We start from the raw sequence: 22,403 nt of genomic DNA, 5'->3' as shown, positions 1-22,403 counted from the left end.
AATCTTGATAATCATCCAGACTAGAGTGAGTGGCAATCCCGAACACTGCTATTTGAAAGGAAAAGCCATGAAAGCCATCGCCCTGACTCACTATCTGCCAAGCAACCACCCCCACTGCTTCATCGAGAGCGATCTGCCCGATCCGACACCGGGCCCGCGGGATCTGCTGGTACGGGTCAACGCCACCTCCATCAATCCGGTCGACACCAAGGTACGTGCCCCCAAGGACAAGGTCGAAAGCAGCCCCCGCGTGCTGGGCTGGGACGCCGTGGGCGAGGTGATCGCCGTCGGTAGCGACGTCACCCTGTTCAAGGCCGGTGACAGGGTCTGGTATGCCGGCGACATCAGCCGCCCGGGCAGCAACAGCGCCCTGCAACTGGTGGACGAGCGCATCGCCGCCATCGCCCCAGTCACCCTGACCGATCTGGAAGCCGCCGCCCTGCCGCTCACCGCCATCACCGCCTGGGAAACCCTGTTCGAGCGCATGAGCCTCACCCGCGAAAGCACCGGGCGACTGCTGATCATCGGGGGCGCCGGCGGGGTCGGTTCCATCGCCATCCAGCTGGCCCGCCAGCTCACCGGCATGGAGGTGATCGCCACCGCATCGCGCCCCGAAACCCGGGAGTGGTGCCTGGACATGGGGGCCCACCAGGTGGTGAGCCATCACCATCTGCAGGCGGAGCTCAAGGCTCTCGGCATCAGCGAGGTGGATGCCATCTTCTGCACCAACGCCACCGAGCAGCACTGGAACACCATGGCCAGCCTCATCCGTCCGTTTGGTCACATCTGCACCATCGCCGAGTCCAGTGACCCCTGGGATCTGGGTCTGCTCAAACCCAAGAGCGTCACCTTCAGCCAGGAGTTCATGTTTACCCGCTCCCTGTTCCAGACCCCGGACATGATCGAGCAGCACAACCTGCTCGGCCGGGTCGCGGCCCTGATCGATGAAGGGGTGCTCAAGACCACCCTCAGCAAGGTGGTGCCCGAACTGACGCCCCTCACCCTGGCCCGGGCTCATGCCGAGCTGGAAGCGGGTCGCATGGTGGGCAAGCTGGTGATCGACATGAGCGGCTTCCATCGCTGAGGCACAGCCCAAGCGGGCCTTACCGTCCAGCCTATTCCCTTGTAGGTAAATAAATGCACCATCATGGGGTGAAATCACCAGTGACAAGCCCCAAGAGTGCACAGCCCCACAGGTGACCTTTGTCCCTGACGGGGCATCTCCCCCGAAAAAACCATAAAAAAGAGGCCATCCCGTCGGGATGGCCCTAAAAACCTGAACGTTGGGGTAACAATCACACACATATCCTTATGCAGGACATCTGTAACTTTGCAGATAGCGTGCCAATCTCTGCTTTTTCCTCCCAATTAACCGTTTTTCAGCGCACCGGCATAAAAAAAGCCACCCGAAGGTGGCTGAAAAAAGATGACGGAACTTCATAGAGCAAAGCATTCAGCGGGAACAAGTTGCTTCCCGTCACCCATGAAGGAATACATTAACCGTGCCAACTTGGCAGGGTGGCCTCCCTTCTCCATGAGGTCATGGTCAAACCACGACAGCACGGGCCCATGATGATAGAATCCCGCGGTTTCACATTTATGAAGAGCCGACGCCATGCCCTGGATACAAATTCGAATCAACGCCACTGCCAAGACCGCAGACAAGGTGAGCAACATGCTGCTGGGGCGTGGGGCCCAGGCGGTGACCTTTATGGATGCCAAGGATGTGCCCGTCTATGAGCCCATGCCCGGTGAAACCCCGCTCTGGGGCGAGACCGAAGTAATGGGACTGTTCGACGCCGAAACCGATCCGGCTCCCACCATCGCCTTCTTCCAGCAGATCTTCGGTGAAGACGTGGGCTACAAGGTCGAGCAGCTGGAAGACAAGGACTGGGTGCGCGAATGGATGGATCACTTCCACCCCATGCAGTTCGGCGAGCGGCTCTGGATCTGCCCGAGCTGGCGCGACGTGCCGAACCCCGATGCGGTCAACGTCATGCTGGACCCGGGCCTGGCCTTCGGCACCGGTACCCACCCCACCACGGCGCTCTGCCTGCAGTGGCTGGACGGGCTGGATCTGGCCGGCAAAACCGTGGTGGACTTTGGTTGCGGCTCCGGCATCCTCGGCATCGCCGCCCTGAAACTGGGGGCAGCCCGGGTCATCGGCATCGACATCGATCCTCAGGCCATCCAGGCCAGCCGTGACAACGCCGAGCGAAATGGCGTAGCCGACCAGATCGAACTCTACCTGCCGGCGGATCAGCCGCAAGACGTCGAAGCAGACGTGGTGGTCGCCAACATCCTGGCCGGCCCGCTGCGGGAGCTGGCGCCGCTTATCGCCGGCCACGGCAAGGCGGGCAGCCTGATGGCCCTCTCCGGCGTGCTGGAAAGCCAGGCGCCGGAGCTGGAGACCATCTACGGCCAGTGGTTCGAGATGGACCCGACTGCGGTGAAGGAAGAGTGGTGCCGCCTCTCCGGCCGCAAACTCGGCTGATAAACAACAAGCCACGGTGGCTGCCAACCCATCGGCCGCACACTCGGCTGATAAGCAACAAGCCACGGCAGTTGCCAACCCATCAGCCGCACACTCGGCTGATAAGCAACAAGCCATGGCTGTTGCCAACCCATCGGCCGCATACTCGGCTGACAAGCAACAGGCCACGGCAGTTGCCAACCCATCAGCCGCATACTCGGCTGATAAGCAACAAGCCACGGTGGCTGCCAACCCATCGGCCGCACACTCGGCTGATAAACAACAAGCCACGGCAGTTGCCAACCCATTGGCCACACACTCGGCTGACAGGCCACAGCGGCAACACTTAGGTCGTTGAACGACAAGGGCACCCCAGGGTGCCCTTGTCGTTTCCGGACGCCCGTTCTCCTTCTGCCCACTCTGGGGAGAGCCTCACGCTTCTCTGCCCCCCCGATGGCTTATCCTCTCTTCCTCCACCCCATCGAGGCCCAGTCATGACCGAATACGAGAAGATGATCGCCAGCCAGCCTTACAACTGCATGGCACCAGAGCTGGATCTGTTGCGCCGGGAGACGGCCCTCCTGTACCGCCGCTTCAATCGCAGCGACGAGGAGGATGAACAACTGGCGCTGCTGCAGCAGATCGTCGGCGAGCTGGCCCAGGGTGCCTTCATCTGCCCGCCCCTCTACTGCACCTATGGCCGCCACATCCACCTTGGCAAGGGCAGCTACATCAACATGGGGGCCACCCTGCTGGACAATGCCCCCATTCACATCGGTGCCGAGGTGATGATTGGGCCGAACGTGCAGATCTACACCGCCGCCCATGCGCTGGACGCCGATGAGCGCATTCAGGGGGTTGAGACGGCGCTGCCGGTCACCATCGAAGACAGGGTCTGGATAGGCGGCGGCGCCATTCTGCTTCCCGGCGTCACCATAGGGCGGGAAGCCGTCGTGGGTGCGGGCTCGGTCGTGACCAGAGATGTACCGGCCGGTGCCAGGGTGGCAGGCAACCCGGCACGGCTGCTGCCAGTCAAAGGTTGAGCGGAAGGCCAGAGGCTCGCTCAGGCGCTTTCCAGCAAGCGGTCGATGCAGTGCACCACCTGCATGCTGGCGTTTTCCATGGTCTTGAGCTGCTCGACCATGCTTTTGATATCCCCCTGCTCGCGCGCGTGCAGGGCGGCCTTGCCGCTCTCGTGGACCCGCTTGTGGGGCCCGTCCAGTTCACGAAAGCCCGGCTTGTGGGCGAAGAGCTCCGCACCCTGCCCCTCGAAATACCATTTGCCCAGCCTGCACTGAGCGTGGTCGCTCACCGGCTCGTGAAAATGCTGCTGATCGATGAGCCGATAGATGGTGTTCTTCCAGACGGCGTGATCCAGCTTGGTGGTATTGAGGAAGGAGGTGGAGGCCGCACTGTGGATCACCTGCTGCATCCGGCCTGATTGTGCAAGCACCTGGGTCACCACCACATCGATCTGGGAGGAGGAGGTCGCCACCTCGGCGGCACTGGCCTGGTTGTCATCGATGATGGACTTGATCTCCTGCGCCTGGGCCACTATCTGCCTGACCAGCACCTCGATCTGGCTGCTGGCTTCATGAGCCTTGCTCGCCAGCTGACGCACCTCATCGGCGACCACGGCGAATCCTCGACCAGCTTCACCGGCCCTGGCCGCCTCGATGGCCGCATTGAGTGCCAGCAGGTTGGTCTGATCCGAAATGCCCTGGATGGCGGTCACGAACTGGTTGATGGCGGATGTACTGGCATCGAGCTGATGGACGGCTGCGAGGCTGCGAGCCGCCTCATCCGTGATGGCATGGGCGCGATCGGAGAGACGGGTGATGGCGCCCCGGGTCTGGGCAAAGAGCTGATCCAGCTCGCAGAGCGCTCCCTTTTCCGCCATCAGGTGCTCGGCACTGCCAGCCAGCGCTTCCCGCACGCTCTGCAGCATCTCACCTCCCTGGTTCTGGCAGGAGATCACCTGATTGAAGAGATCGCCACGCTCCCGGCTGGTGCGCTGCATGTGCTCGTATTCACCGATGGTGGCGCGCAATTCGGCCAGCTCGCTCTGGTGCTGCTGCTCTTTGAGAAGCATCGCCTCCCTGAGCTGTTGATTCTCTTTTTCAAGCTTGCGGTTGAACCACATATGGCCTCCGGATGGCAAAGGTGCGGACAGTCGACGTCGAAGGGAAGCCTCTGGCTCTCTTGTCTCTGCCGATGCTGGCGGATCCCGGGCCGGATTTCACCTGCAAATGCAGGATATTTGACCCTGATCCTGATTCCAATCGAGGCCACACGCATGACTGTGCAAAAGATCGCCACAAAAAGGCAGGGTGAGGTAGATAAGAGGAAGAGGAGAAAGAACGCTGACGTGCCAGCCCTACAAAAAATGAAGCCCAATGTCATCAAGACGTTGGGCTCTAAAAAGGTGCTACGGAATTGCGACTCTCATCGCAGAAAATTAGAAGGGGTCACCTTCTAAACTGGCAGTGGGATAATAACGCGGCGCAAACGTTTTACATAGCGTAATAAACCAGGAGTGAGAAGAATCTCTCACAATTCAAAAAATGTCTGGCCAACCCCCTTCTACCCTCTTGGCAAGTGCACATTTATCAGTACAGCCTGACGGCTTTGTCAGAAAACAAAAAAGCCCTGAATAATCAGGGCTTTTGGCATTCTGTGCTTCAGAAGCTGCGCACGAAGTCCTGGATGGGCAACTCGCGCAGCTTGCGGGCCTCCAGCATGGGGGTGCCAAGGTAGAGGAAGCCCACCAGTTGATCCTCCGGTGCCAGCCCCAGTGCACCATGGATCTGCTCGTCGAAGATGAACCAGCCGGAGCGCCAGATGCCGTTGAAGCCCTGGGCCTGGGCCGCCATCTGCATCGCCATCAGGGCGCAACCGGCAGAGAGCTCCTGCTCCAGTTTCGGTACCTTGGGGTGCGCCTGATAACGGGTCGCCACCGCGATCACCAGGGGAGCACGCAGTGGCGCGGCGCGGCACTTCTCGACACTGTCCGCATCCTCGCCACGGGCAAGGGCGGCATCAGCCAGTAATGTCCCCAGACGCTCACGCCCCTCCCCTTCAAACAGGATGAACTGCCAGGGGGTCAGAGTGCCGTGATCCGGCGCCCGCAGCCCGGCCTTGAGGATATTGTCGAGCACTTCGCCACTCGGGGCAGGCTCGGCCAGACGACCACAGGAGTGGCGATTGAGTAACAGATGGAGGGCATCCATGGGGCAGTTCCTTGTCAAAGGCGATGATGGCGCTACCTTAGCACAGCACCGGATGAAGAAAACCCCTGAGGTTCAGGGGTTTGTCAGGATACGAAAGGGTCGGGCGGCTAGATGACGGCAGCCAGCTCCGCCCCTTGCCGGATGGCGCGTTTGGCATCCAGCTCGGCGGCCACGTCGGCACCGCCGATGATGTGCACCGGCTTGCCAGCAGCCTGCAGACCGGCCTGCAGCTCCTTGAGGGGCTCCTGTCCGGCACAGATGATCACCTGATCCACCGGCAGGCACTGCTGCTGGTCGCCCACCTGGATGTGAAGCCCGGCATCGTCGATACGCAGGTACTGGACGCCGGAGAGCATCTGCACCTTGCGATTCTTGAGCACGGTGCGATGGATCCAGCCAGTGGTCTTGCCAAGGCCGTCGCCCACCTTGCTCTCCTTGCGCTGGAGCAACCAGATCTGGCGCTCGGGGGCATCGATCTCGGGGGTAGTCAGGCCGCCGCGCTCACCCAGTTGCTTGTCGATACCCCACTCCTTGAGCCAGTGATCGCGATGGCTTTCAGCATCCGGCGCTCCTCTCTTCTCCACCAGGTATTCGGCCACGTCAAAGCCGATGCCGCCGGCGCCGATGACCGCCACCTTCTCGCCCACCGGCTTGTGATCCCGCAGCACATCCAGATAGCTCAACACCTTGGGGTGCTCGATACCCGGGATATTGGGGGTGCGCGGGCGGATGCCGGTGGCGAGGATCACCTCGTCAAAACCGCCGCCCAGCAGGCTCTCGGCACTCTGGCGCTGGCCCAGATAGAGCTCGACGCCGCACTTCTCAAGCCGTTTGGCAAAGTAGCGCAGGGTCTCGTGAAACTCCTCCTTGCCCGGGATCTGCTTGGCAAAGTTGAACTGGCCGCCGATTTCGCTCGCCTGATCGAACAGGCTTACCTGATGGCCCCGCTCGGCTGCGTAGCAGGCAAACGCCAGCCCCGCAGGACCCGCCCCCACCACCGCCAGCTTCTTGGGCTGGGGCACCCGGCCAAACGTCAACTCGGTCTCGAAACAGGCGCGGGGGTTGACCAGGCAGGAGGCACGCTTTTGCTTGAACACGTGGTCGAGGCAGGCCTGGTTGCAGGCGATGCAGGTGTTGATCTCGTCCGCCCTGTCTTCAGCCGCCTTGATGACGAATTCGGGGTCTGCCAGGAAGGGGCGCGCCATGGAGACCATGTCCGCTTCGCCGCCCGCCAGGATGCGCTCCGCCACCTCGGGGGTGTTGATGCGGTTGGTGGTGATGAGGGGCACCTTGAGGTGCTTTTTCAGCTCGGCGGTCACCCAGCTAAAGGCACCGCGCGGCACGCTGGTGGCGATGGTGGGAATGCGCGCCTCGTGCCAGCCTATACCGGTGTTGATGAGGGTGACCCCCACCTGCTCCAGTGCCCGGCCAAGTGCGATCACTTCCTCAAGGGAGGAGCCCTGCTCCACCAGATCCAGCATGGAGAGGCGGAAGATGATGATGAAATCCGTGCCCACCCGCTCACGGATGGCGCGGACAATCTCCACCGGGAAGCGCATGCGGTTTTCGCTGCTGCCGCCCCAGCCATCGGTGCGCTTGTTGGTACGTTCGCAGATGAACTGGTTGATGAGATAGCCTTCCGACCCCATCACCTCGACCCCGTCATAACCGGCCGCCTTGGCCAGCGCCGCAGTGGCGGCGAAGTCGCGAATGGTGCCGCGGATCTGCCGCTCGCTCATGGCCCGCGGCTTGAACGGGGAGATGGGAGCCTTGAGGGCGCTCGGCGCCAGGCTGAACGGATGGTAGGCATAGCGGCCCGCATGAAGGATCTGCAGCGCTATCTTGCCCCCTTCCTGGTGCACCGCCTCGGTCACCTTGCGGTGTTTGGCTACCTGCCAGGAAAAGCTCAGCTGGGATCCGTGGGGCACCAGCCGCCCCCGCAAATTGGGGGCGATACCGCCGGTCACGATGAGACCGACCCCGCCACGGGCCCGCTCACCATAGAAGGCGGCCAGCTTGTCAAAGCCCCCTTTTTCCTCCTCGAGGCCGGTGTGCATGGACCCCATCAGTACGCGGTTGCGCAACTGGGTAAAACCCAGATCGAGGGGGGTCAGCAGCGTGGGATAACGGCTCATGATGCACTCCTTGTCGAGGTCGATGTGCACGGGGTCATGCTCCAGCCTTCCTGGCTGCCTCGGGTGACGGGCAGTAAAAAGAAGGGGGGGGGTGGAGATGGGGCCGGCTCATCGGGCCTTTCAGTTAATTTTTTGTTATCAAGCTGGAGCTAGAGTAAAGAATCGAAAACCCTTTTTCAAACAAATGTTTGGACATTTCTTCAGCGAACAGCCGTGTTCCGAAGTGGCGGGGAGGCAGTCGACTCAAGGGGAAATGGCAATTGGCTGCGCAACTGGTTAATAATGGCGGCTCTCAACCCATTAACAGGGCGACAACGCAGCTATGTCTATTTTCAAAGGTCTGGGATGGCTCTTTCGCAGCCTCTGGCGCCTGCTCAACTTTACCCGCTTGATGCTGGTCAACCTGCTGTTTCTTCTCGTCGTGCTGGTCATTGTCTTCAGCGTCAGCCAGAGCGAGACCCCAAGCACCCCCATCGAGGGGGCGCTCACCCTCAATCTCTCCGGTGTGCTGGTAGAACAGCGCACCCAGACCGATCCCACGGTGCAACTGCTCAGGCAGATGGACAAGGGGGACGAGCAGCCAAGCGAAATCGTCCTCTCCGATCTGCTGTGGGCCATCAAGAGCGCGGGGAATGACGATCGCATCAAGGCGCTGGTGATCAAGCCCCAGGGTCTGCAAGGGGCCAGCCTCTCCAAACTGCAGGAGGTGACGGCCGCCATCGACGCCTTCAAGGAGAGCGGCAAGCCGGTCATCGCCATGGCGGACTACTACAGCCAGGGGGCCTATCTGCTCGCCGCCCACGCCGACCACGTGCTGCTCAACCAGAGTGGTGCCGTGCTGATCGAGGGGCTGGGTGTCTACCAGACCTACTTCAAGTCGGCACTGGAGAAGCTCAACATCACCCCGCACGTCTTCAAGGTCGGCACCTACAAGTCCTTCGTCGAGCCCTACACCCGGGACGAGATGTCCCCCGAGAGCAAGGAGGCGAACCAGCGCTGGCTGGATCAGCTGTGGCAATCCTATGTGGCCGACGTGGCGGAGCAGCGGGAGATCGAGCCTGATGCCGTGGCACCGAACAAGGATCACTTCCTCGAACTGCTGCGCAAGGCCGGTGGCAATGCGGCCAGCTACGCCCTCGACAACGGTCTGGTGGATCAGCTCGCCACCCGCGACGAGATGACCCAGGCGGTGATCAAGGAAGTGGGCGAGGCCGATGATCACGGCTGGAAGGGCGTGGGCCTGAAAGAGTATCTGGCCGCCATCCCGGAGCAATACCCCCAGAGCGGCAAGGATGAGGTAGGCCTCATCACCGCCAGCGGCGCCATCATGGATGGCGTCCAGCCTGCCGGCACCATCGGCGGCGACAGCCTTGCCGATCTGCTGGCCGAGGCCCGCCGTGACGATCAGGTGAAAGCCGTGGTGCTGCGAGTGGACAGCCCGGGCGGCAGCGCCTTCGCCGCCGAGCAGATCCGCGCCGAATTGCTGGCCCTGAAACAGGCAGGCAAGCCGGTGGTCATCTCCATGGGCAGCTACGCCGCCTCCGGTGGCTACTGGATCTCCGCCGATGCGGACAAGATCTTCGCCTCCCCCACCACCCTCACCGGCTCCATCGGGGTGTTCGGCATGTTCGCCACCATCGACAAGGCGCTCTCCCAGTACGGGGTACACACCGACGGCGTCGGCACCACCGACTTCGTGGGGGTCGGGCTGACCCGTGCCCTGCCGGATCACGTGGGTGAAGCCATTCAACTGAGCGTGGAAGACACCTATCAACGCTTTGTCGGCCTGGTGGGCAAGGGCCGGGGCCTTAGCCCGGAAGAGGCGGAAAAAGCCGCCGAAGGCCGGGTCTGGACCGGGCAGGATGCCAAGGCACTGGGGCTGGTGGACGAGTTCGGCAATCTGGATGACGCCCTCAAGGCGGCCGCCGATCTCGCCAACCTCAAGAGCTGGCAGGTCACCCCCATCGCACCGGAAGAGTCTGCCAGGGACAAGTTCCTGCGCGAGCTGTTTGACAGCAGCGCCCAGGCGCTGGCCCCGCACCTGCAAAGCTGGCTGCCCGCCGGGCTTGGCAAGGCGCTGCTGGAGATGAACCGCACTCTGGACCCGCTGACCCGCTTCAACGATCCCCAGGGCACCTACGCCTTCTGCCCGGTCTGTCTCCCCTGACGCCGGGGACAGCCATAAAAAAACCGCCGACAGGCGGTTTTTTTATGGGGCAAGCGGCCTTGTCAGGTCAGCAAGCCGGACGCTTGCCAGCTGTGCAACTCTGCCAGCACCCGGGTCTCTCGCGCCGTCCACTGGGGACAGGGACCCGCCAGCTGGGTCTTGTTGGTTTGCAGTGCCTCGGCCAGGGGGAACCAGCCCGGCGTAAAGCCGAGCCGGATCTCGTAGGGCTGGGGGCGCGGTGCACTCCAGTCCTCCCCGACCCGGCAGAGGTAATAGGACGATCGGATGCAGTAGGCATCGTAATCCGGCTCGCGCGCGGCACGATACTCCCGGGTCTCTCCCAGCAGGGGGCCCACGGCCACCAGCTCGGCGCCACACTCTTCCCGCAGCTCCCGGGCCAGGGCCGCATCGTGCGCCTCCCCGTGCTCGATGCCGCCCCCGGGGAACATGAGATCCCCATTGACGCGGGAGTGCACCAGCAGCAGTCGATCACCACGCATCACCACGGCCCTCACCGTGGCCCGTTCAAGCACCCTGTCCTCGCCGCGGATCTGGCCGTGCACGAGACGGATATCGAAGGGATGGGCCCACTCCCGGGCTTCTGACAGGGTCGGATTCATGGTGTGCGGTAGCTCCCCTGCCTGAGTGCATCGACGATGGTGGCCGCCTGGTCGTCCAGCGTCTCCTGCTCCTCCTTGCCGATGGCATGGTAAATGCCGAGCCGGGTGGCGGAGACCTCGGGGCTCTCCTGGAATGACTCGCTCACCTTGCCCCACAGATAGGCCTGATCAAATCGCTTCTGCCCCATGTAGAGGGTGCTGAGGGCAGTGAGGATCCGGCTGTTGACCTTGTCCCCCTCCCGATAGAGGGAGAGCGCATGGTGCATCAGCCTGATGGCCTTCTCGGGCTCGCTCTTGGCATAAATGCCGCCGAGCGCCAGTTGCAGCTCGGGCTCCTCGAGGCTCGGCGTCCCCTCCTGCGCGAGGAAGCTGGTGCGGGCCTCGGGACTGGTGTTGTTGGTCCAGTGCCAGAGCAGCAGGTAGGGATCCCGGGAACCCCGGGTCTGAGCATCCAGTTGCTCCAGTTGACGGCCGGCGGCCAGCATCCCTTCCACTCTGGGGCTCTTCTGCTCCCTGGCACGCTTGTACTCGATATTGGTGGAGTGCTCGGCGCACTGCAGATAACGCTCCAGGCCGCGCATCAGATCGTACTTGCGCCTGTCCGTCCCCTCTTCCTGGAGATAGTAACGACCGCGAATGACGTCGCTGCGCTCATAGCGACACCAGCCGTCGTCCACCAGGTCCGCGCACAGGGCGGGATATTGGGAGCAGATGTTGTGGATCCTGTCGTCGTCGCAGGCCGTCAACGTCAGGCAACAAGCGAGGGAAAGCAGTAACGGACGCTGTGAGAATAGGGTCATGGTTCACATCTGGTTGATAACAATCGCAACCCGCACCGGCCACCGCCAACTAGCAAACAGGCTACATATCCATTACAATGCGCGCGCCGTATAAGGCCGCGATTGCAGAATAATATAACGAAACCATCAGCCCTACACTGATCTGCCTTCGACGAATTTCAATTTGCCCAGGCAACTTGCTTCAACAACGTGAAATAAAAGGATCTGGTTAATGACCCACGAGCACTACTTGCAGGCGTGGCAGGAGAGCCAGGAGCTCGCCGAAGCCATGCAACCCTTGATAGGTCGCCTCTACCGACAGCAAGGGATAGAGATCACCCTCTACGGACGCCCGCTGCAAAACGCCTCCACCATCGATATCCTCAAGGCCCACCGGGTCGTTCGCCGCCACCAGGGCACCCCGCTGCCCATCCAGCAAAGCTTCCCTCTCCTGCGCGCCATCGTCGCCCTGAACCCCACCGCCGCCGAAGTCGATCTCGGCAAACTGGCCGTGGGCTACTGGCAGGATCACCAGGATGAAGCCGGCATTGAGGACTATCTGCGCGCCAAGCTGGCACCGGCCCTGAACCGCAGTGCTGTGCCCGCCCCGACCGACGTGGTGCTCTACGGCTTCGGCCGCATCGGCCGCCTGCTGGCCCGTCTGCTCATCGAGCGCACCGGCGCCGCCAACTCCCTGCGCCTGCGCGCCATCGTGGTGCGCGGCGGTCGCGACGGGGATCTGGAGAAGCGTGCCAGCCTGTTGCGCCGCGATTCGGTGCACGGCCCCTTCAACGGCTCCATCGAGGTGGATGCTGAACGCAGTGCCATCATCGCCAATGGCACCTTCATCCAGGTGATCTACGCCAACAGCCCGGCCGACATCGACTACACCGCCTACGGCATCGACAATGCGCTGATCGTCGACAACACCGGCGTCTGGCGTGACGAGGCGGGCCTGTCCGAGCACCTCAAGGCCCGCGGCGCCGCCCGGGTGCTGCTGACCGCCCCCGGCAAGGGGGAGATGAAGAACGTGGTGTTCGGGGTCAACCACGAGGTGATAGGTCCGGATGACAAGATAGTCTCCGCCGCCTCCTGCACCACCAACGCCATCACCCCGGTGCTCAAGGTGATGCAGGACAAGTACGGCATCCGCCACGGCCACGTGGAGACGGTCCACTCCTATACCAACGATCAGAACCTCATCGACAACTATCACAAGGGCGAGCGCCGCGGTCGCAGCGCAGCCCTCAACATGGTGATGACCAGCACCGGCGCCGCCAAGGCGGTGGCCAAGGCGCTGCCGGAGCTCAAGGGCAAGTTGACCGGCAACGCCATCCGGGTGCCCACACCCAACGTGTCCCTGGCCATCATCAACCTGTCGCTGGAGCAGACCACCGATCGGGAGAGCCTCAACGCCTATCTGCAGCAGATGGCACTGAGCTCGGCCCTGCATCGCCAGATCGACTTCAGTGCCAGCACCGAGCTGGTCTCCTCCGACATGGTGGGCTCCCGTTTTGCGGGCATCGTCGACTCCCAGGCCACCATCGCCGAGGGGGATCACTGCGTGCTCTACGTGTGGTATGACAACGAGTTCGGGTACAGTTGTCAGGTAGTCCGGGTGATGGAGCAGATGGCTGGCGTAGTCCGCCAGGATCTACCGGTATAGTCCGACAGGATCTGCCCGCCTGAACCCGTGTTCATGGCTCAATTTTCAAGGAGAGGCCGGATGTCGTCTCAGCAAGTGACGTTTCAACAAGCGATAGCGCAGATGCCCAAAGAGGTGTACGAGCGACTCAAGACTGCGGTCGAGCTCGGCAAATGGCCGGATGGCAAGCCCCTCACCGAGGAGCAGAAGGCCACCTCCCTGCAGGCCGTGATGGCCTGGCAGGCGATGCACCTTGAGAACCCCGAGCACATGAACATCGGCCGTGACGGCGAGATCGTGATGAAGAGCAAGAGCGAGCTCAAGCGCCAATATCGCGACGAGGAAGAGATAGTGCGGGTCGACCTTAGCCACTGAGGCAGGCCGCACGTCACCTATCGCGGTAACGAAACGAAAGAGGGGAGCCATTATGGCTCCCCTCTTTTTTTCCTCTCTATGCAGGATGACTCATCCCCCTCATCCCCGGCCCTTCTCCCACCAGGGGAGAAGGGAACTGGCACGCACCTGCGAGCAGTCAGCGGGCCACCTGCCGGCGATCTTCATGGCAAACCTCGCCACCTCGATCTATCCCCTCTCCCGCTGGGAGAGGGTTGGGTGGGAGGGAAAGTCAGGGGGTCAGTTCACCCCGCAGGGACTGCTGCATCAGCTCGCGGATGCGCGGCGCCGGCAGATCCTGGCTCAGCAGGAAGTGCAGCTTGGTGAGCGCCGCCTCGGCGGTCATGTCGAAGCCCGAGATGACTCCCGCACGGGAGAGGGCGTTGCCGGTGGCATAGCCCCCCATGTTGACCTTGCCGTGCAGGCACTGGCTCAGGTTGACGATGATGACGCCCCGGGCAGACGCCTCTGAGAGCAGCGCCAGCATGGCCGGGTTCTGGGGCGCATTGCCCACCCCGAAGGAGAGCAGGATCAGCGCACGCACCGGCTGTTGCAGGATGTTCGCTATCACCTCAGCCGAGATCCCCGGGTAGAGGGTCACCACCCCGATGGGCTGGGGGGTGATGTCGTGCAGCACCAGGGGGCGATCGCACGGCACTCCCAGCTCACCTGCCTCCAGGGAGATGGCGATACCGGCATTGAGCAGGGGCGGGTAGTTGGGCGAGTCGAAGGCGTGGAAGCCGTCGGCATGCACCTTCTTGCTGCGGTTGCCGCGATAGAGCTGGTTGTTGAAGAAGAGCGTCACCTCGTGGATCGGGTAGTTGGCCGCGATATAGAGGGCGTTGAGCAGGTTCTGCTGACCGTCCGAGCGCAGCTCGGCCAGGGGGATCTGGGAGCCGGTGATGATGACCGGCTTGTGCAGATCTTCGAGCATGAAGGAGAGCGCAGACGCGGTGAACGACATGGTGTCGGTGCCGTGCAGAATGACGAAACCGTCGTACTTGTCGTAGTTGCCCTTGATATCCTCGGCGATGCGCTGCCAGTCTGCCGGCGTCATGTCGGAAGAGTCGATGAGGGGGGCATATTCGTGGATATGGTAATCGGGCATTTCCGGTCGATGGAACTCGGGCATCCGTGCCAGACAGTCCTCCATGAAGCCCGCCATCGGTACATAACCGTGGTCGGAACGCTGCATCCCTATGGTGCCGCCTGTGTAGGCAATGTAGATGGACTTCTTCACACCCTCTCCTCTCTCTGGACTGGAAACCGGCAAATCAAACAGGGCTCAACCGATACAGCCCCCGTCCTTCAGATGGTGCGGGCGGGCTCAATATCGGTCATCAGCAGACCTCTTGAGGGTCTGTGTCCTCCCGTGGGGGCGGAACCGGGCGAATTATAAAGAGTGCCGCTGCAAATGACAGCCGCGGCAGCATTGTTGCGATCCGGAGCACACTCAGCGAGGCAGTTTTAAATGCCATGTTAACACCATGTTTTAATCATTAATGTGACATATGTGGATGTACTTGGTGTTTTTTGCTAGTATCCGGCGGATTTTTCACAAATCTCATCTGGACGCCCGACAAACACGGGCTCGTGTCGACCCCCTCTTATGCAGAGGGACGGGGCTGCGGCCCCTCTGTCACTGGCGCGTTCGCCACTCTGTTTCATCCCGGCTGGATCCGTGAGTCTTTCTCGCCAAAGACACAGCCGATCAACATGGGAGCACTGAATGCTACAACTTGATGCCTACGCCACCCTGGTCGCCGCGACCCTGGTGCTGCTGCTTGGCCGCCTGCTGGTCAACAAGATAGGACCCCTGCGCACTTTCAACATCCCCAAACCCGTGGCCGGTGGCCTGGTGGTTGCCCTGGTGCTGCTGGTGCTGCGTTCCACCCTGCAGATCGAGCTGCAATTTGATACCAGCCTGCAGACGGCCCTGATGCTGACCTTCTTCGCCTCCATCGGCCTCTCCGCCGATCTGGGCAGCCTCAAGCGCGGCGGCAAGGCGGTGGCCACCTTCCTGCTGGTGGTCACCGGCCTGCTGCTGGTGCAGAACAGCCTGGGGGTGGGTCTGGCCACCCTGCTGGGGCTGGATCCCCACATGGGGCTGCTGGCCGGCTCCATCACCCTCTCCGGCGGCCACGGCACCGGGGCGGCCTGGGGCTCCATCTTCACCGAGAAGTACGGCGTGCAATCCGCCGCCGAGCTGGCGATTGCCTGTGCCACCTTCGGCCTGGTGCTGGGGGGCCTCATCGGCGGCCCGGTGGCCCGTTATCTGGTGAAGAAGGTGCAGGTGCCCGGTGAGGAGCACAACCGTGACGGCGCCCCCCAGGGCTTCGAGATGCCGGACATGGAGCGCCCGCTCACCACCTTCAGCCTGATCGAGACCCTGGCACTCATCGCCATCAGCCTGAAAGGGGGCGAAATGCTGGCCCTCTACCTCAAGGGCGGCGTCTTCGAGTTGCCGATCTTCGTCTGCGTGCTCTTTGTCGGCGTGCTGCTGCGCAACCTGCTCACCCTGCTCAACTGGCACGAAGTGAGCGACCGTGAGGTCTCCCTGCTCGGCAACGTCAGCCTGTCGCTCTTCCTCGCCATGGCGCTGATGAGCCTCAAGCTGTGGGAGCTGGCAAGCCTGGCCCTGCCCATCTTCATCCTGCTGGCCGTGCAGACGGTAGCCATGGCGCTCTACGCCATCTTCGTCACCTTCCGGGTCATGGGGCGCAACTATGATGCGGCCGTGCTGGCGGCGGGTCACTGCGGCTTCGGCCTCGGCGCCACCCCCACTGCCATTGCCAACATGCAGGCCATCACCCAGCGCTTTGGCCCCTCCCACCTGGCCTTCCTGGTGGTGCCCATGGTCGGTGCCTTCTTCATCGACATCATCAACGCCGTGGTGATCAAGCTGTTCCTGGCCCTGCCCTTCCTGTGATCCCGGACGCAGGCCCCGTATGACAGAGCCCACCTTGCGGTGGGCTCTTTGCTTGCTGGTCCCTGGACGCTGCCCCGACCCCCACCAAGGGGCCGACGGCAGGCAACAAAAAGCCCCGCACCAAGGTGCGGGGCTTTTTACTGACGCCACGGTAGGACTGCGGCCTGACCTTCCTTACAAAATAAAGGTCGACACCTGCTGGTTCAGGTTGGTGGCACGCCCCTTGAGGTTGTGCGCCTGATCCAGGTCGCGCATGGCGGAAGCGGTGATCTCGTCGCTCACATCCTTGATGGCGGTGGTGTTCTGGGTTATTTCACCGGTCACCTGGGTCTGCTCCTCGGCGGCGGTGGCGATCTGACCCGCCATGTCAGAGATGAGGCTGACGGCCTGGGTGATCTCCTCCAGGGCCGCAGCGGCTGCGTCGGCATCCTTCACGCTGTTGTCCGCCAGCCCCTGGCTGGTCTGCATCAGGCTCACCGCGCGGGCCGTGGTCTGTTGCAGGGTTTCGATGGTGGACTGGATCTCCTGGGTGGAATCCTGGGTACGGCGCGACAACACCCGCACCTCGTCCGCCACCACGGCGAAACCGCGACCCTGTTCGCCGGCACGGGCCGCTTCGATGGCCGCGTTCAGCGCCAGCAGGTTGGTCTGCTCGGCGATACCCTGGATGGTGGAGAGGATGCCGGAGATGGCCTGAGCGTGACGGCTCAGCTCGCCGATGACGCCGGTCGCCTGCCCCACTTCCTCGGCCAGGTTGTTGATGGATTGGCGAGTCTGGTTCACCAGGATCTTGCCCTGTTCACTGCTCTGGGCGGATTGCTGGGCGGCGGCAGCGGTGTTCTCGGCGTTGCCCGCGATCTCCATGGTGGCACTCGCCATCTCGGTAACGGCGGTGGCGACCATGGTCACCTCCTGTTGCTGGCGTTGCAGCTCTTCCACCGCGGCCTGGTTGGTCACCAGACTGCGTTCGGCATCGGCGTTCAGCTCGTTGGCAAGCTGACGGATGTTGGCGATGAGCTGATGCTGGCTGCCCACGAAGCGGTTGAAGCTGCCGGCGAGCTGGCCCACTTCGTCATTGGCGTCGATCTTGATGCGCTGGGTCAGATCGCCGTTACCGTCGGCGATGCGGGCCAGGGCCTGGGACACCTTGGTGAGGGGACCGAGCAGCAGGCTGACCAGCCAGGAGATGGCGAGAATGCTGCCCACCAGCACCAGCAGGGCCAGGCCGAGCTGGGTCATCAGCAGGGAGGAGAGCGGCGCCTCCAGGGTGCTCTTGTCCAGTACCAGCACCAGCTCCCAGTCGGTGTCCGGAATGTCCGTCGCCCACAGCAGCTTGTCACGCCCCTCGTTGTCGAAGAAAGCAGGCACCAGGCTGTTGCTCGCCTTGCTCTGCTCGATCAGGGCATTGGTCAGATCGTTGTCGATCTCGCTGGCTGGCTTCATCGCCTTGGCCGCATCCTTGTAGGCGATGACGGTGCCATCCTTGTGCATCAGGATGGCGAAGCCGTCCGCAGGCAGCTTCATCTTGGTGATGTCATCCACCAGGGAGGCGATGGAGAGATCCCCCCCCACCACGCCGCCCTGGGCAGGCTGGGCCAGGGTCACCACCAGAATGTTGTAGGCCACGTCGAGGTAGGGTTTGGTGACGATCATGCCGCCCTTGGCCATGGCTTCCTGATACCAGCCACGGGAGCGGGGATCGTAACCGTCGCGGTTGATGGAGGGGTCGGAGTCGTTCATCTTGCCGCTGCCCTCACCGAAATAGGTGAGCTGGAAACGGCCGGACACCTGGGCCTGTTGCAGGGCGTTGAGGGGCTCGGCACCGGCCTTGTTGCCAAGGGCCTGGATGACGTCACGACGGGCGGCAAGCCAGTCGCTGACGCTGGCGGCCTGCTGGCTGCCAAGGCGCTGCACCTGTTCCTGACTGCCTTGCAGCAGCATGGACTTCTGGCTGGTGTAGCTCTGCCAGGAGAGCAGCAGGATCACCAGTGACAAGGCGATGACCACAGACAACAGTATCTTCTGCTTGAGTGATAGGTTTTTCATCGTGTTTTCTTCTTGTGGGGGTCGGGAACAGGATCAATCGGGAGTGCGTGGCACTGTGTGTTGTTAGCGGCCAATCTGCGCAAAACTGAAGCGGAGAATGGCGTGAGTGACGATATTTTACGCGGAAATTTTAAAAATGCTGCGGAAAATTGGAGCAGGAAAAAGAGCGGGGCCAGCCAACCCTGTTTATTCCTTCTGCAATTGGCTAGAATATCCCGTTTTTAAATCACATCGACCCCGAGAGTTTTCACGATGTTTGAAGTCAATCCTGTATTAAACAAGCTTAAGGAGCTGTCTGAGAGGACCGAGCTGCTTAGGGGGTACCTTTGACTATGACGCCAAGAAAGAGCGTCTAGAAGAGGTCAATGCCGAGCTGGAACAGCCGGATGTCTGGAACGAACCCGAGCGCGCACAGGCGCTGGGCAAGGAGCGCGTCTCCCTGGAGAACGTCGTCAGCACCATCGATACCCTGACCCAGGGCGTCGATGACGTCGAGATGCTGGTCAGCCTGGCCGTCGAAGGCGAAGACGAAGAGACCTTCAACGAAGCCGTGGTCGAAGCGGACGAGCTGGAGGCCAAGCTGGTGGATCTCGAGTTCCGTCGCATGTTCTCCGGTCAGCACGACGGTTCCGACTGCTACATCGACATCCAGTCCGGTTCCGGCGGCACCGAGGCCCAGGACTGGGCCAACATGGTGCTGCGCATGTACCTGCGCTGGGGTGATGCCCACGGCTACAAGCCCGAGCTCATCGAATGCTCCGAGGGCGACGTGGCCGGCATCAAGTCCGCCACCATCAAGTTCACCGGCGAGTATGCCTTCGGCTGGCTGCGCACCGAGACCGGCGTGCACCGCCTGGTACGCAAGTCGCCGTTCGATTCCGGTGGCCGTCGCCACACCTCGTTCTGCTCCGTGTTCGTCTACCCCGAGATCGATGATGACATCGAGATCGAGATCAACCCGGCTGATCTTCGCATCGACGTCTACCGCGCCTCCGGTGCCGGTGGTCAGCACGTCAACCGGACCGAGTCCGCGGTGCGTATCACCCACGTGCCGACCGGCGTGGTGGTGCAGTGCCAGAACGACCGTTCCCAGCACAAGAACAAAGATCAGTGTATGAAGCAGTTGAAGGCCAAGCTCTACGAGCTGGAAATTCAAAAGCAGAACGCTGAGAAGCAAGCCCTCGAAGAGACCAAGTCCGACATCGGCTGGGGCAGCCAGATCCGCTCCTACGTACTGGATGATTCCCGTATCAAGGATCTGCGCACCGGCGTCGAAACCCGCAATACCCAATCGGTACTCGACGGCGACTTGGACAAGTTTATCGAAGCCAGCCTGAAATCAGGCCTGTAAACAGAGCAGCAGGAATCACCATGTCTGAACAAACCACCACCCCGGAAGTCGACCAGACTCTCGAACTGAACAACGAGATGCTTGAGCGTCGCTCCAAGCTGGCCGCCTTGCGCGCCCAGGGCAACCCCTTCCCCAACGATTTCCGTCGTGACAGCCTCTCCGGCGATCTGCATGCCGAATTCGGCGACAAGAGCAATGACGAGCTGGTCGCCCTGGGTAAACAGGTGAAGATTGCCGGTCGCATCATGACCCGCCGGATCATGGGCAAGGCGTCTTTCGCGACCCTGCAGGACATGGCTGGCAAGATCCAGATCTACGTGACCCGTGACGATCTGCCGGAAGGCTTCTACAACGAGCAGTTCAAGAAGTGGGATCTGGGTGACATCGTCGGTGTCGAGGGCACCCTGTTCCGCACCAACGCCGGTGAGCTCTCCGTACACGTCTCCACCATCCGCCTGCTGACCAAGGCCCTGCGCCCGCTGCCCGAGAAGCACAAGGGTCTGACCGACCAGGAAGCCCGCTGCCGCCAGCGTTACCTGGACCTGATCGCCAACGAAGAGTCCCGCAAGACCTTTGTGACCCGCACCAAGGTGGTGGCCGGCATTCGCAAGTTCCTGAACGACAAGCGCTTCATGGAAGTGGAAACCCCCATGATGCAAGTCATCCCGGGTGGCGCCTCCGCACGTCCCTTCATCACCCACCACAATGCGCTGGACATCGACATGTACCTGCGTATCGCTCCGGAACTCTACCTGAAGCGTCTGGTGGTCGGTGGTTTCGAGCGTGTCTACGAGATCAACCGCAACTTCCGCAACGAAGGCATCTCCGTTCGCCATAACCCCGAGTTCACCATGCTCGAGTTCTATATGGCCTACGCCGATTACATCGATCTGATGGATCTCACCGAAGAGATGCTGCGCACCCTGGCGCAAGACATCCTGGGCGACACCAGGATCCGTTACGCCAAAGAGGGCGAAGAGGGCCTGACCATCGATTTCGGTCAGCCGTTCCAGCGCCTCTCCATGGTCGACTCCATCCTGAAGTACAACCCGGGTGTGACCCGTGACGATCTGGCCACTCTTGAGAAGGCCACCGCCGTCGCCAAGGGTCTGAAGATCGAGCTGATGAAGAGCTGGGAGCTGGGCCACGTGATCACCGCGATCTTCGAAGAGACCGTGGAACACATGCTGCTGCAACCGACCTTCATCACCGAGTACCCGGCCGCCGTCTCCCCGCTGGCCCGTCGCAACGACCAGAACCCGGACGTCACCGACCGCTTCGAGTTCTTCATCGGCGGCCGCGAGCTGGCCAACGGCTTCTCCGAGCTGAACGATGCGGAAGATCAGGCCGAGCGCTTCCAGGCCCAGGTTGACCAGAAAGCCGCAGGGGACGACGAAGCCATGTTCTACGACGCCGACTTCGTCACCGCGCTGGAACACGGTCTGCCGCCGACCGCCGGTCAGGGTATCGGTATCGACCGTCTGGTGATGCTGTTCACCAACAGCCACACCATCCGCGACGTCATCCTGTTCCCGGCCTTGCGTCCACAAAAGTAAGAGCCGCAGAAACAGGGCCGCAGCAAAACGCTGCCGTCCATGACAATCAAAACGCCCCGCAATTGCGGGGCGTTTTTTATGACGGACACAACCGGTGGCGAACCTTCAATACGCCACCAACTTGCCGCTTATCAGGCCGGCGGCAGCAGCCACTCCCCCTGCCACAGGGTCAGAGCCCGGCCCGCCATCAGCACCCGCTCCTCCTGCAATTCCAGCCTGAGATCCCCGCCTCGGGCCGAGATCTGGCGGGCCCGCAATTGCCGTTTGCCGAGCCGCTCGGCCCAGAAGGGCACCAGGGCGCAGTGGTTGGAGCCGGTCACCGGATCCTCGTCCACCCCGACCCAGGGGGCGAAATAGCGGGAGACGAAGTCGTCCTCTCCCCGGCTCGATGGCGCCGTCACCATGATCCCCCGGCCCGGCAGCGCCCGCAGGGCGTGAAAATCGGGGGTGAGCGCGCGGACCTCTTCCTCGCTACCGAGCTCAAGCAGGAACTTGGCCCCGGCCGCCAGGGTTTGCAGCGGCTGGCAGCCAAGAGCAGCCCCATAGGCAGGGTCCAGCTCAAGAGGAGCCAGATAGATGCGCGGAAAATCGAGCCAGATCCACTCCCCTTCCCGCCGGGCCACCAACTCGCCGCTGCGGGTCGCGAAGCGGATGGGCTGAGCTTCGGCCACCTCCCCCGTCTGCCACAACACATGGGCCGCCGCCAGGGTACCATGACCGCACAAGTCCACCTCCACTTGCGGGGTGAACCAGCGCAACCCGTAATGCCCCTCTCCCAGTTGGGTCAGAAAGGCGCTCTCAGAGAGGTTGAACTCCGCCGCCATGGCCTGCAGCTCGGCGTCGGACCGCGCTTCCCCCAGCACCACCACGGCGGGGTTGCCTCCGAAGGGGTGATGGCTGAAGGCGTTGACATGATAGAGACGGGACATGGTTGCTCCTTGGGGCATGAGAGATCCCCGGGACAGGGGCTCGGCAAGGCCATTTTTATATCACGGGCGCACCGGGGCTGAGATGGATTTTGGCTTTATAAATTCATAAATCGCATAAAGAAGATATTTTTATTCTTTGTTGTTATTCAT

The 22,403-nt window shown here is 62.1% G+C and carries 17 protein-coding genes and 1 pseudogene; 9 read left to right on the top strand and 9 right to left on the bottom strand.

Features of this window, described 5'->3' with window-relative positions; genetic code table 11:
- Positions 1–67: 67 nt before the first annotated feature.
- From C3418_RS05550 to C3418_RS05540, 3 genes are all read left to right on the top strand, one after another.
- Positions 68–1,084: a zinc-binding alcohol dehydrogenase family protein gene (locus C3418_RS05550; protein ID WP_010675411.1), complete on the top strand. Its 1,017-nt coding sequence runs from the start codon at positions 68–70 to the stop codon at positions 1,082–1,084.
- A gap of 531 nt (positions 1,085–1,615) precedes the next feature.
- Positions 1,616–2,494, top strand: coding sequence for a 50S ribosomal protein L11 methyltransferase (gene prmA / locus C3418_RS05545; RefSeq protein ID WP_010675412.1), 879 nt, complete (start codon positions 1,616–1,618; stop codon positions 2,492–2,494).
- Between the two features lie 473 nt (positions 2,495–2,967).
- A complete protein-coding gene (locus C3418_RS05540; protein WP_010675413.1) occupies positions 2,968–3,516 on the top strand; it encodes a sugar O-acetyltransferase in 549 nt (182 codons plus the stop codon).
- Between the two features lie 20 nt (positions 3,517–3,536).
- Here C3418_RS05540 and C3418_RS25060 read toward each other — a convergent pair whose 3' ends face one another.
- From C3418_RS25060 to C3418_RS05520, 4 genes and pseudogenes are all read right to left on the bottom strand, one after another.
- Positions 3,537–3,905, bottom strand: a complete 369-nt coding sequence (locus C3418_RS25060) for a CZB domain-containing protein (RefSeq protein ID WP_231563281.1) — start codon at positions 3,903–3,905, stop codon at positions 3,537–3,539.
- A 24-nt stretch (positions 3,906–3,929) separates the two neighbouring features.
- A pseudogene (locus C3418_RS25055) lies at positions 3,930–4,373 on the bottom strand (methyl-accepting chemotaxis protein); the annotation flags it as partial.
- A 781-nt stretch (positions 4,374–5,154) separates the two neighbouring features.
- Complete coding sequence (locus C3418_RS05525; protein ID WP_049636567.1) at positions 5,155–5,703, bottom strand: NAD(P)H nitroreductase; 549 nt, start codon at positions 5,701–5,703, stop codon at positions 5,155–5,157.
- A 107-nt stretch (positions 5,704–5,810) separates the two neighbouring features.
- Entirely contained in the window at positions 5,811–7,838 is a 2,028-nt protein-coding gene (locus tag C3418_RS05520; protein ID WP_103858126.1) for an NADPH-dependent 2,4-dienoyl-CoA reductase, read from the bottom strand.
- A 322-nt stretch (positions 7,839–8,160) separates the two neighbouring features.
- On the opposite strand from C3418_RS05520, the gene sppA reads away from it, so the two are divergent.
- On the top strand, positions 8,161–10,005 hold the full coding sequence (sppA, locus tag C3418_RS05515) for a signal peptide peptidase SppA (RefSeq protein ID WP_045525758.1): 1,845 nt from the start codon (positions 8,161–8,163) through the stop codon (positions 10,003–10,005).
- A 62-nt stretch (positions 10,006–10,067) separates the two neighbouring features.
- Here sppA and C3418_RS05510 read toward each other — a convergent pair whose 3' ends face one another.
- Both C3418_RS05510 and C3418_RS05505 read right to left on the bottom strand, forming a co-directional pair.
- Complete coding sequence (locus C3418_RS05510; protein ID WP_103858123.1) at positions 10,068–10,625, bottom strand: NUDIX domain-containing protein; 558 nt, start codon at positions 10,623–10,625, stop codon at positions 10,068–10,070.
- Entirely contained in the window at positions 10,622–11,425 is an 804-nt protein-coding gene (locus C3418_RS05505; protein WP_069784398.1) for a DUF2989 domain-containing protein, read from the bottom strand. Before C3418_RS05505 ends, C3418_RS05510 begins: the two co-directional genes overlap by 4 nt.
- A 211-nt stretch (positions 11,426–11,636) precedes the next feature.
- On the opposite strand from C3418_RS05505, the gene C3418_RS05500 reads away from it, so the two are divergent.
- Together C3418_RS05500 and C3418_RS05495 are read left to right on the top strand one after the other, a co-directional pair.
- The gene (locus C3418_RS05500) at positions 11,637–13,070 is read left to right on the top strand and encodes a glyceraldehyde-3-phosphate dehydrogenase (RefSeq protein WP_010675422.1); all 1,434 of its coding nucleotides are present in this window, start codon (positions 11,637–11,639) and stop codon (positions 13,068–13,070) included.
- A gap of 60 nt (positions 13,071–13,130) precedes the next feature.
- A complete protein-coding gene (locus C3418_RS05495) occupies positions 13,131–13,424 on the top strand; it encodes a YeaC family protein (RefSeq protein ID WP_010675423.1) in 294 nt (97 codons plus the stop codon).
- Between the two features lie 250 nt (positions 13,425–13,674).
- Here the strand turns inward: C3418_RS05495 and ansA are convergent, their stop codons facing one another.
- Positions 13,675–14,682, bottom strand: coding sequence for an asparaginase (gene ansA / locus C3418_RS05490; protein ID WP_010675424.1), 1,008 nt, complete (start codon positions 14,680–14,682; stop codon positions 13,675–13,677).
- 489 nt (positions 14,683–15,171) lie between these two features.
- Here ansA and gltS point away from each other — a divergent pair, with 489 nt between their 5' ends.
- Positions 15,172–16,371: a sodium/glutamate symporter gene (gene gltS, locus C3418_RS05485; RefSeq protein ID WP_039040321.1), complete on the top strand. Its 1,200-nt coding sequence runs from the start codon at positions 15,172–15,174 to the stop codon at positions 16,369–16,371.
- 174 nt (positions 16,372–16,545) lie between these two features.
- Here the strand turns inward: gltS and C3418_RS05480 are convergent, their stop codons facing one another.
- Entirely contained in the window at positions 16,546–18,417 is a 1,872-nt protein-coding gene (locus C3418_RS05480; RefSeq protein ID WP_041215693.1) for a methyl-accepting chemotaxis protein, read from the bottom strand.
- 252 nt (positions 18,418–18,669) lie between these two features.
- Here C3418_RS05480 and prfB point away from each other — a divergent pair.
- Positions 18,670–19,768 (top strand): peptide chain release factor 2 gene (gene prfB, locus C3418_RS05475; RefSeq protein WP_102948437.1). Its coding sequence is split into 2 segments (ribosomal slippage): positions 18,670–18,744 and positions 18,746–19,768, totalling 1,098 coding nucleotides; the frame shifts between segments, so codons are not numbered across the junction.
- Positions 19,769–19,788: 20 nt separating this feature from the next.
- On the top strand, positions 19,789–21,324 hold the full coding sequence (gene lysS / locus C3418_RS05470; protein ID WP_010675428.1) for a lysine--tRNA ligase: 1,536 nt from the start codon (positions 19,789–19,791) through the stop codon (positions 21,322–21,324).
- A 131-nt stretch (positions 21,325–21,455) separates the two neighbouring features.
- On the opposite strand, the gene C3418_RS05465 is transcribed toward lysS, so the two are convergent.
- On the bottom strand, positions 21,456–22,253 hold the full coding sequence (locus tag C3418_RS05465) for a PhzF family phenazine biosynthesis protein (RefSeq protein WP_103858122.1): 798 nt from the start codon (positions 22,251–22,253) through the stop codon (positions 21,456–21,458).
- Between the last annotated feature and the right edge of the window lie 150 nt (positions 22,254–22,403).

The organism is Aeromonas sp. ASNIH8 (genome assembly GCF_002919855.1).
Classification (GTDB): domain Bacteria; phylum Pseudomonadota; class Gammaproteobacteria; order Enterobacterales; family Aeromonadaceae; genus Aeromonas; species Aeromonas caviae.
Note: the sequence above shows the minus strand (reverse complement) of the source record. Positions and strands in the feature narration are given on the sequence as shown.

What these genes read in the sequence shown, in the direction of transcription:
- C3418_RS05550 (WP_010675411.1), top strand. Translation starts at nt 68, where the DNA reads ATGAAAGCCATCGCCCTGACTCACTATCTGCCAAGCAACCACCCCCAC.
- prmA (WP_010675412.1), top strand. Translation starts at nt 1,616, where the DNA reads ATGCCCTGGATACAAATTCGAATCAACGCCACTGCCAAGACCGCAGAC.
- C3418_RS05540 (WP_010675413.1), top strand. Translation starts at nt 2,968, where the DNA reads ATGACCGAATACGAGAAGATGATCGCCAGCCAGCCTTACAACTGCATG.
- C3418_RS25060 (WP_231563281.1), bottom strand. Translation starts at nt 3,905, where the DNA reads ATGCAGCAGGTGATCCACAGTGCGGCCTCCACCTCCTTCCTCAATACC.
- C3418_RS05525 (WP_049636567.1), bottom strand. Translation starts at nt 5,703, where the DNA reads ATGGATGCCCTCCATCTGTTACTCAATCGCCACTCCTGTGGTCGTCTG.
- C3418_RS05520 (WP_103858126.1), bottom strand. Translation starts at nt 7,838, where the DNA reads ATGAGCCGTTATCCCACGCTGCTGACCCCCCTCGATCTGGGTTTTACC.
- sppA (WP_045525758.1), top strand. Translation starts at nt 8,161, where the DNA reads ATGTCTATTTTCAAAGGTCTGGGATGGCTCTTTCGCAGCCTCTGGCGC.
- C3418_RS05510 (WP_103858123.1), bottom strand. Translation starts at nt 10,625, where the DNA reads ATGAATCCGACCCTGTCAGAAGCCCGGGAGTGGGCCCATCCCTTCGAT.
- C3418_RS05505 (WP_069784398.1), bottom strand. Translation starts at nt 11,425, where the DNA reads ATGACCCTATTCTCACAGCGTCCGTTACTGCTTTCCCTCGCTTGTTGC.
- C3418_RS05500 (WP_010675422.1), top strand. Translation starts at nt 11,637, where the DNA reads ATGACCCACGAGCACTACTTGCAGGCGTGGCAGGAGAGCCAGGAGCTC.
- C3418_RS05495 (WP_010675423.1), top strand. Translation starts at nt 13,131, where the DNA reads ATGTCGTCTCAGCAAGTGACGTTTCAACAAGCGATAGCGCAGATGCCC.
- gltS (WP_039040321.1), top strand. Translation starts at nt 15,172, where the DNA reads ATGCTACAACTTGATGCCTACGCCACCCTGGTCGCCGCGACCCTGGTG.
- C3418_RS05480 (WP_041215693.1), bottom strand. Translation starts at nt 18,417, where the DNA reads ATGAAAAACCTATCACTCAAGCAGAAGATACTGTTGTCTGTGGTCATC.
- lysS (WP_010675428.1), top strand. Translation starts at nt 19,789, where the DNA reads ATGTCTGAACAAACCACCACCCCGGAAGTCGACCAGACTCTCGAACTG.
- C3418_RS05465 (WP_103858122.1), bottom strand. Translation starts at nt 22,253, where the DNA reads ATGTCCCGTCTCTATCATGTCAACGCCTTCAGCCATCACCCCTTCGGA.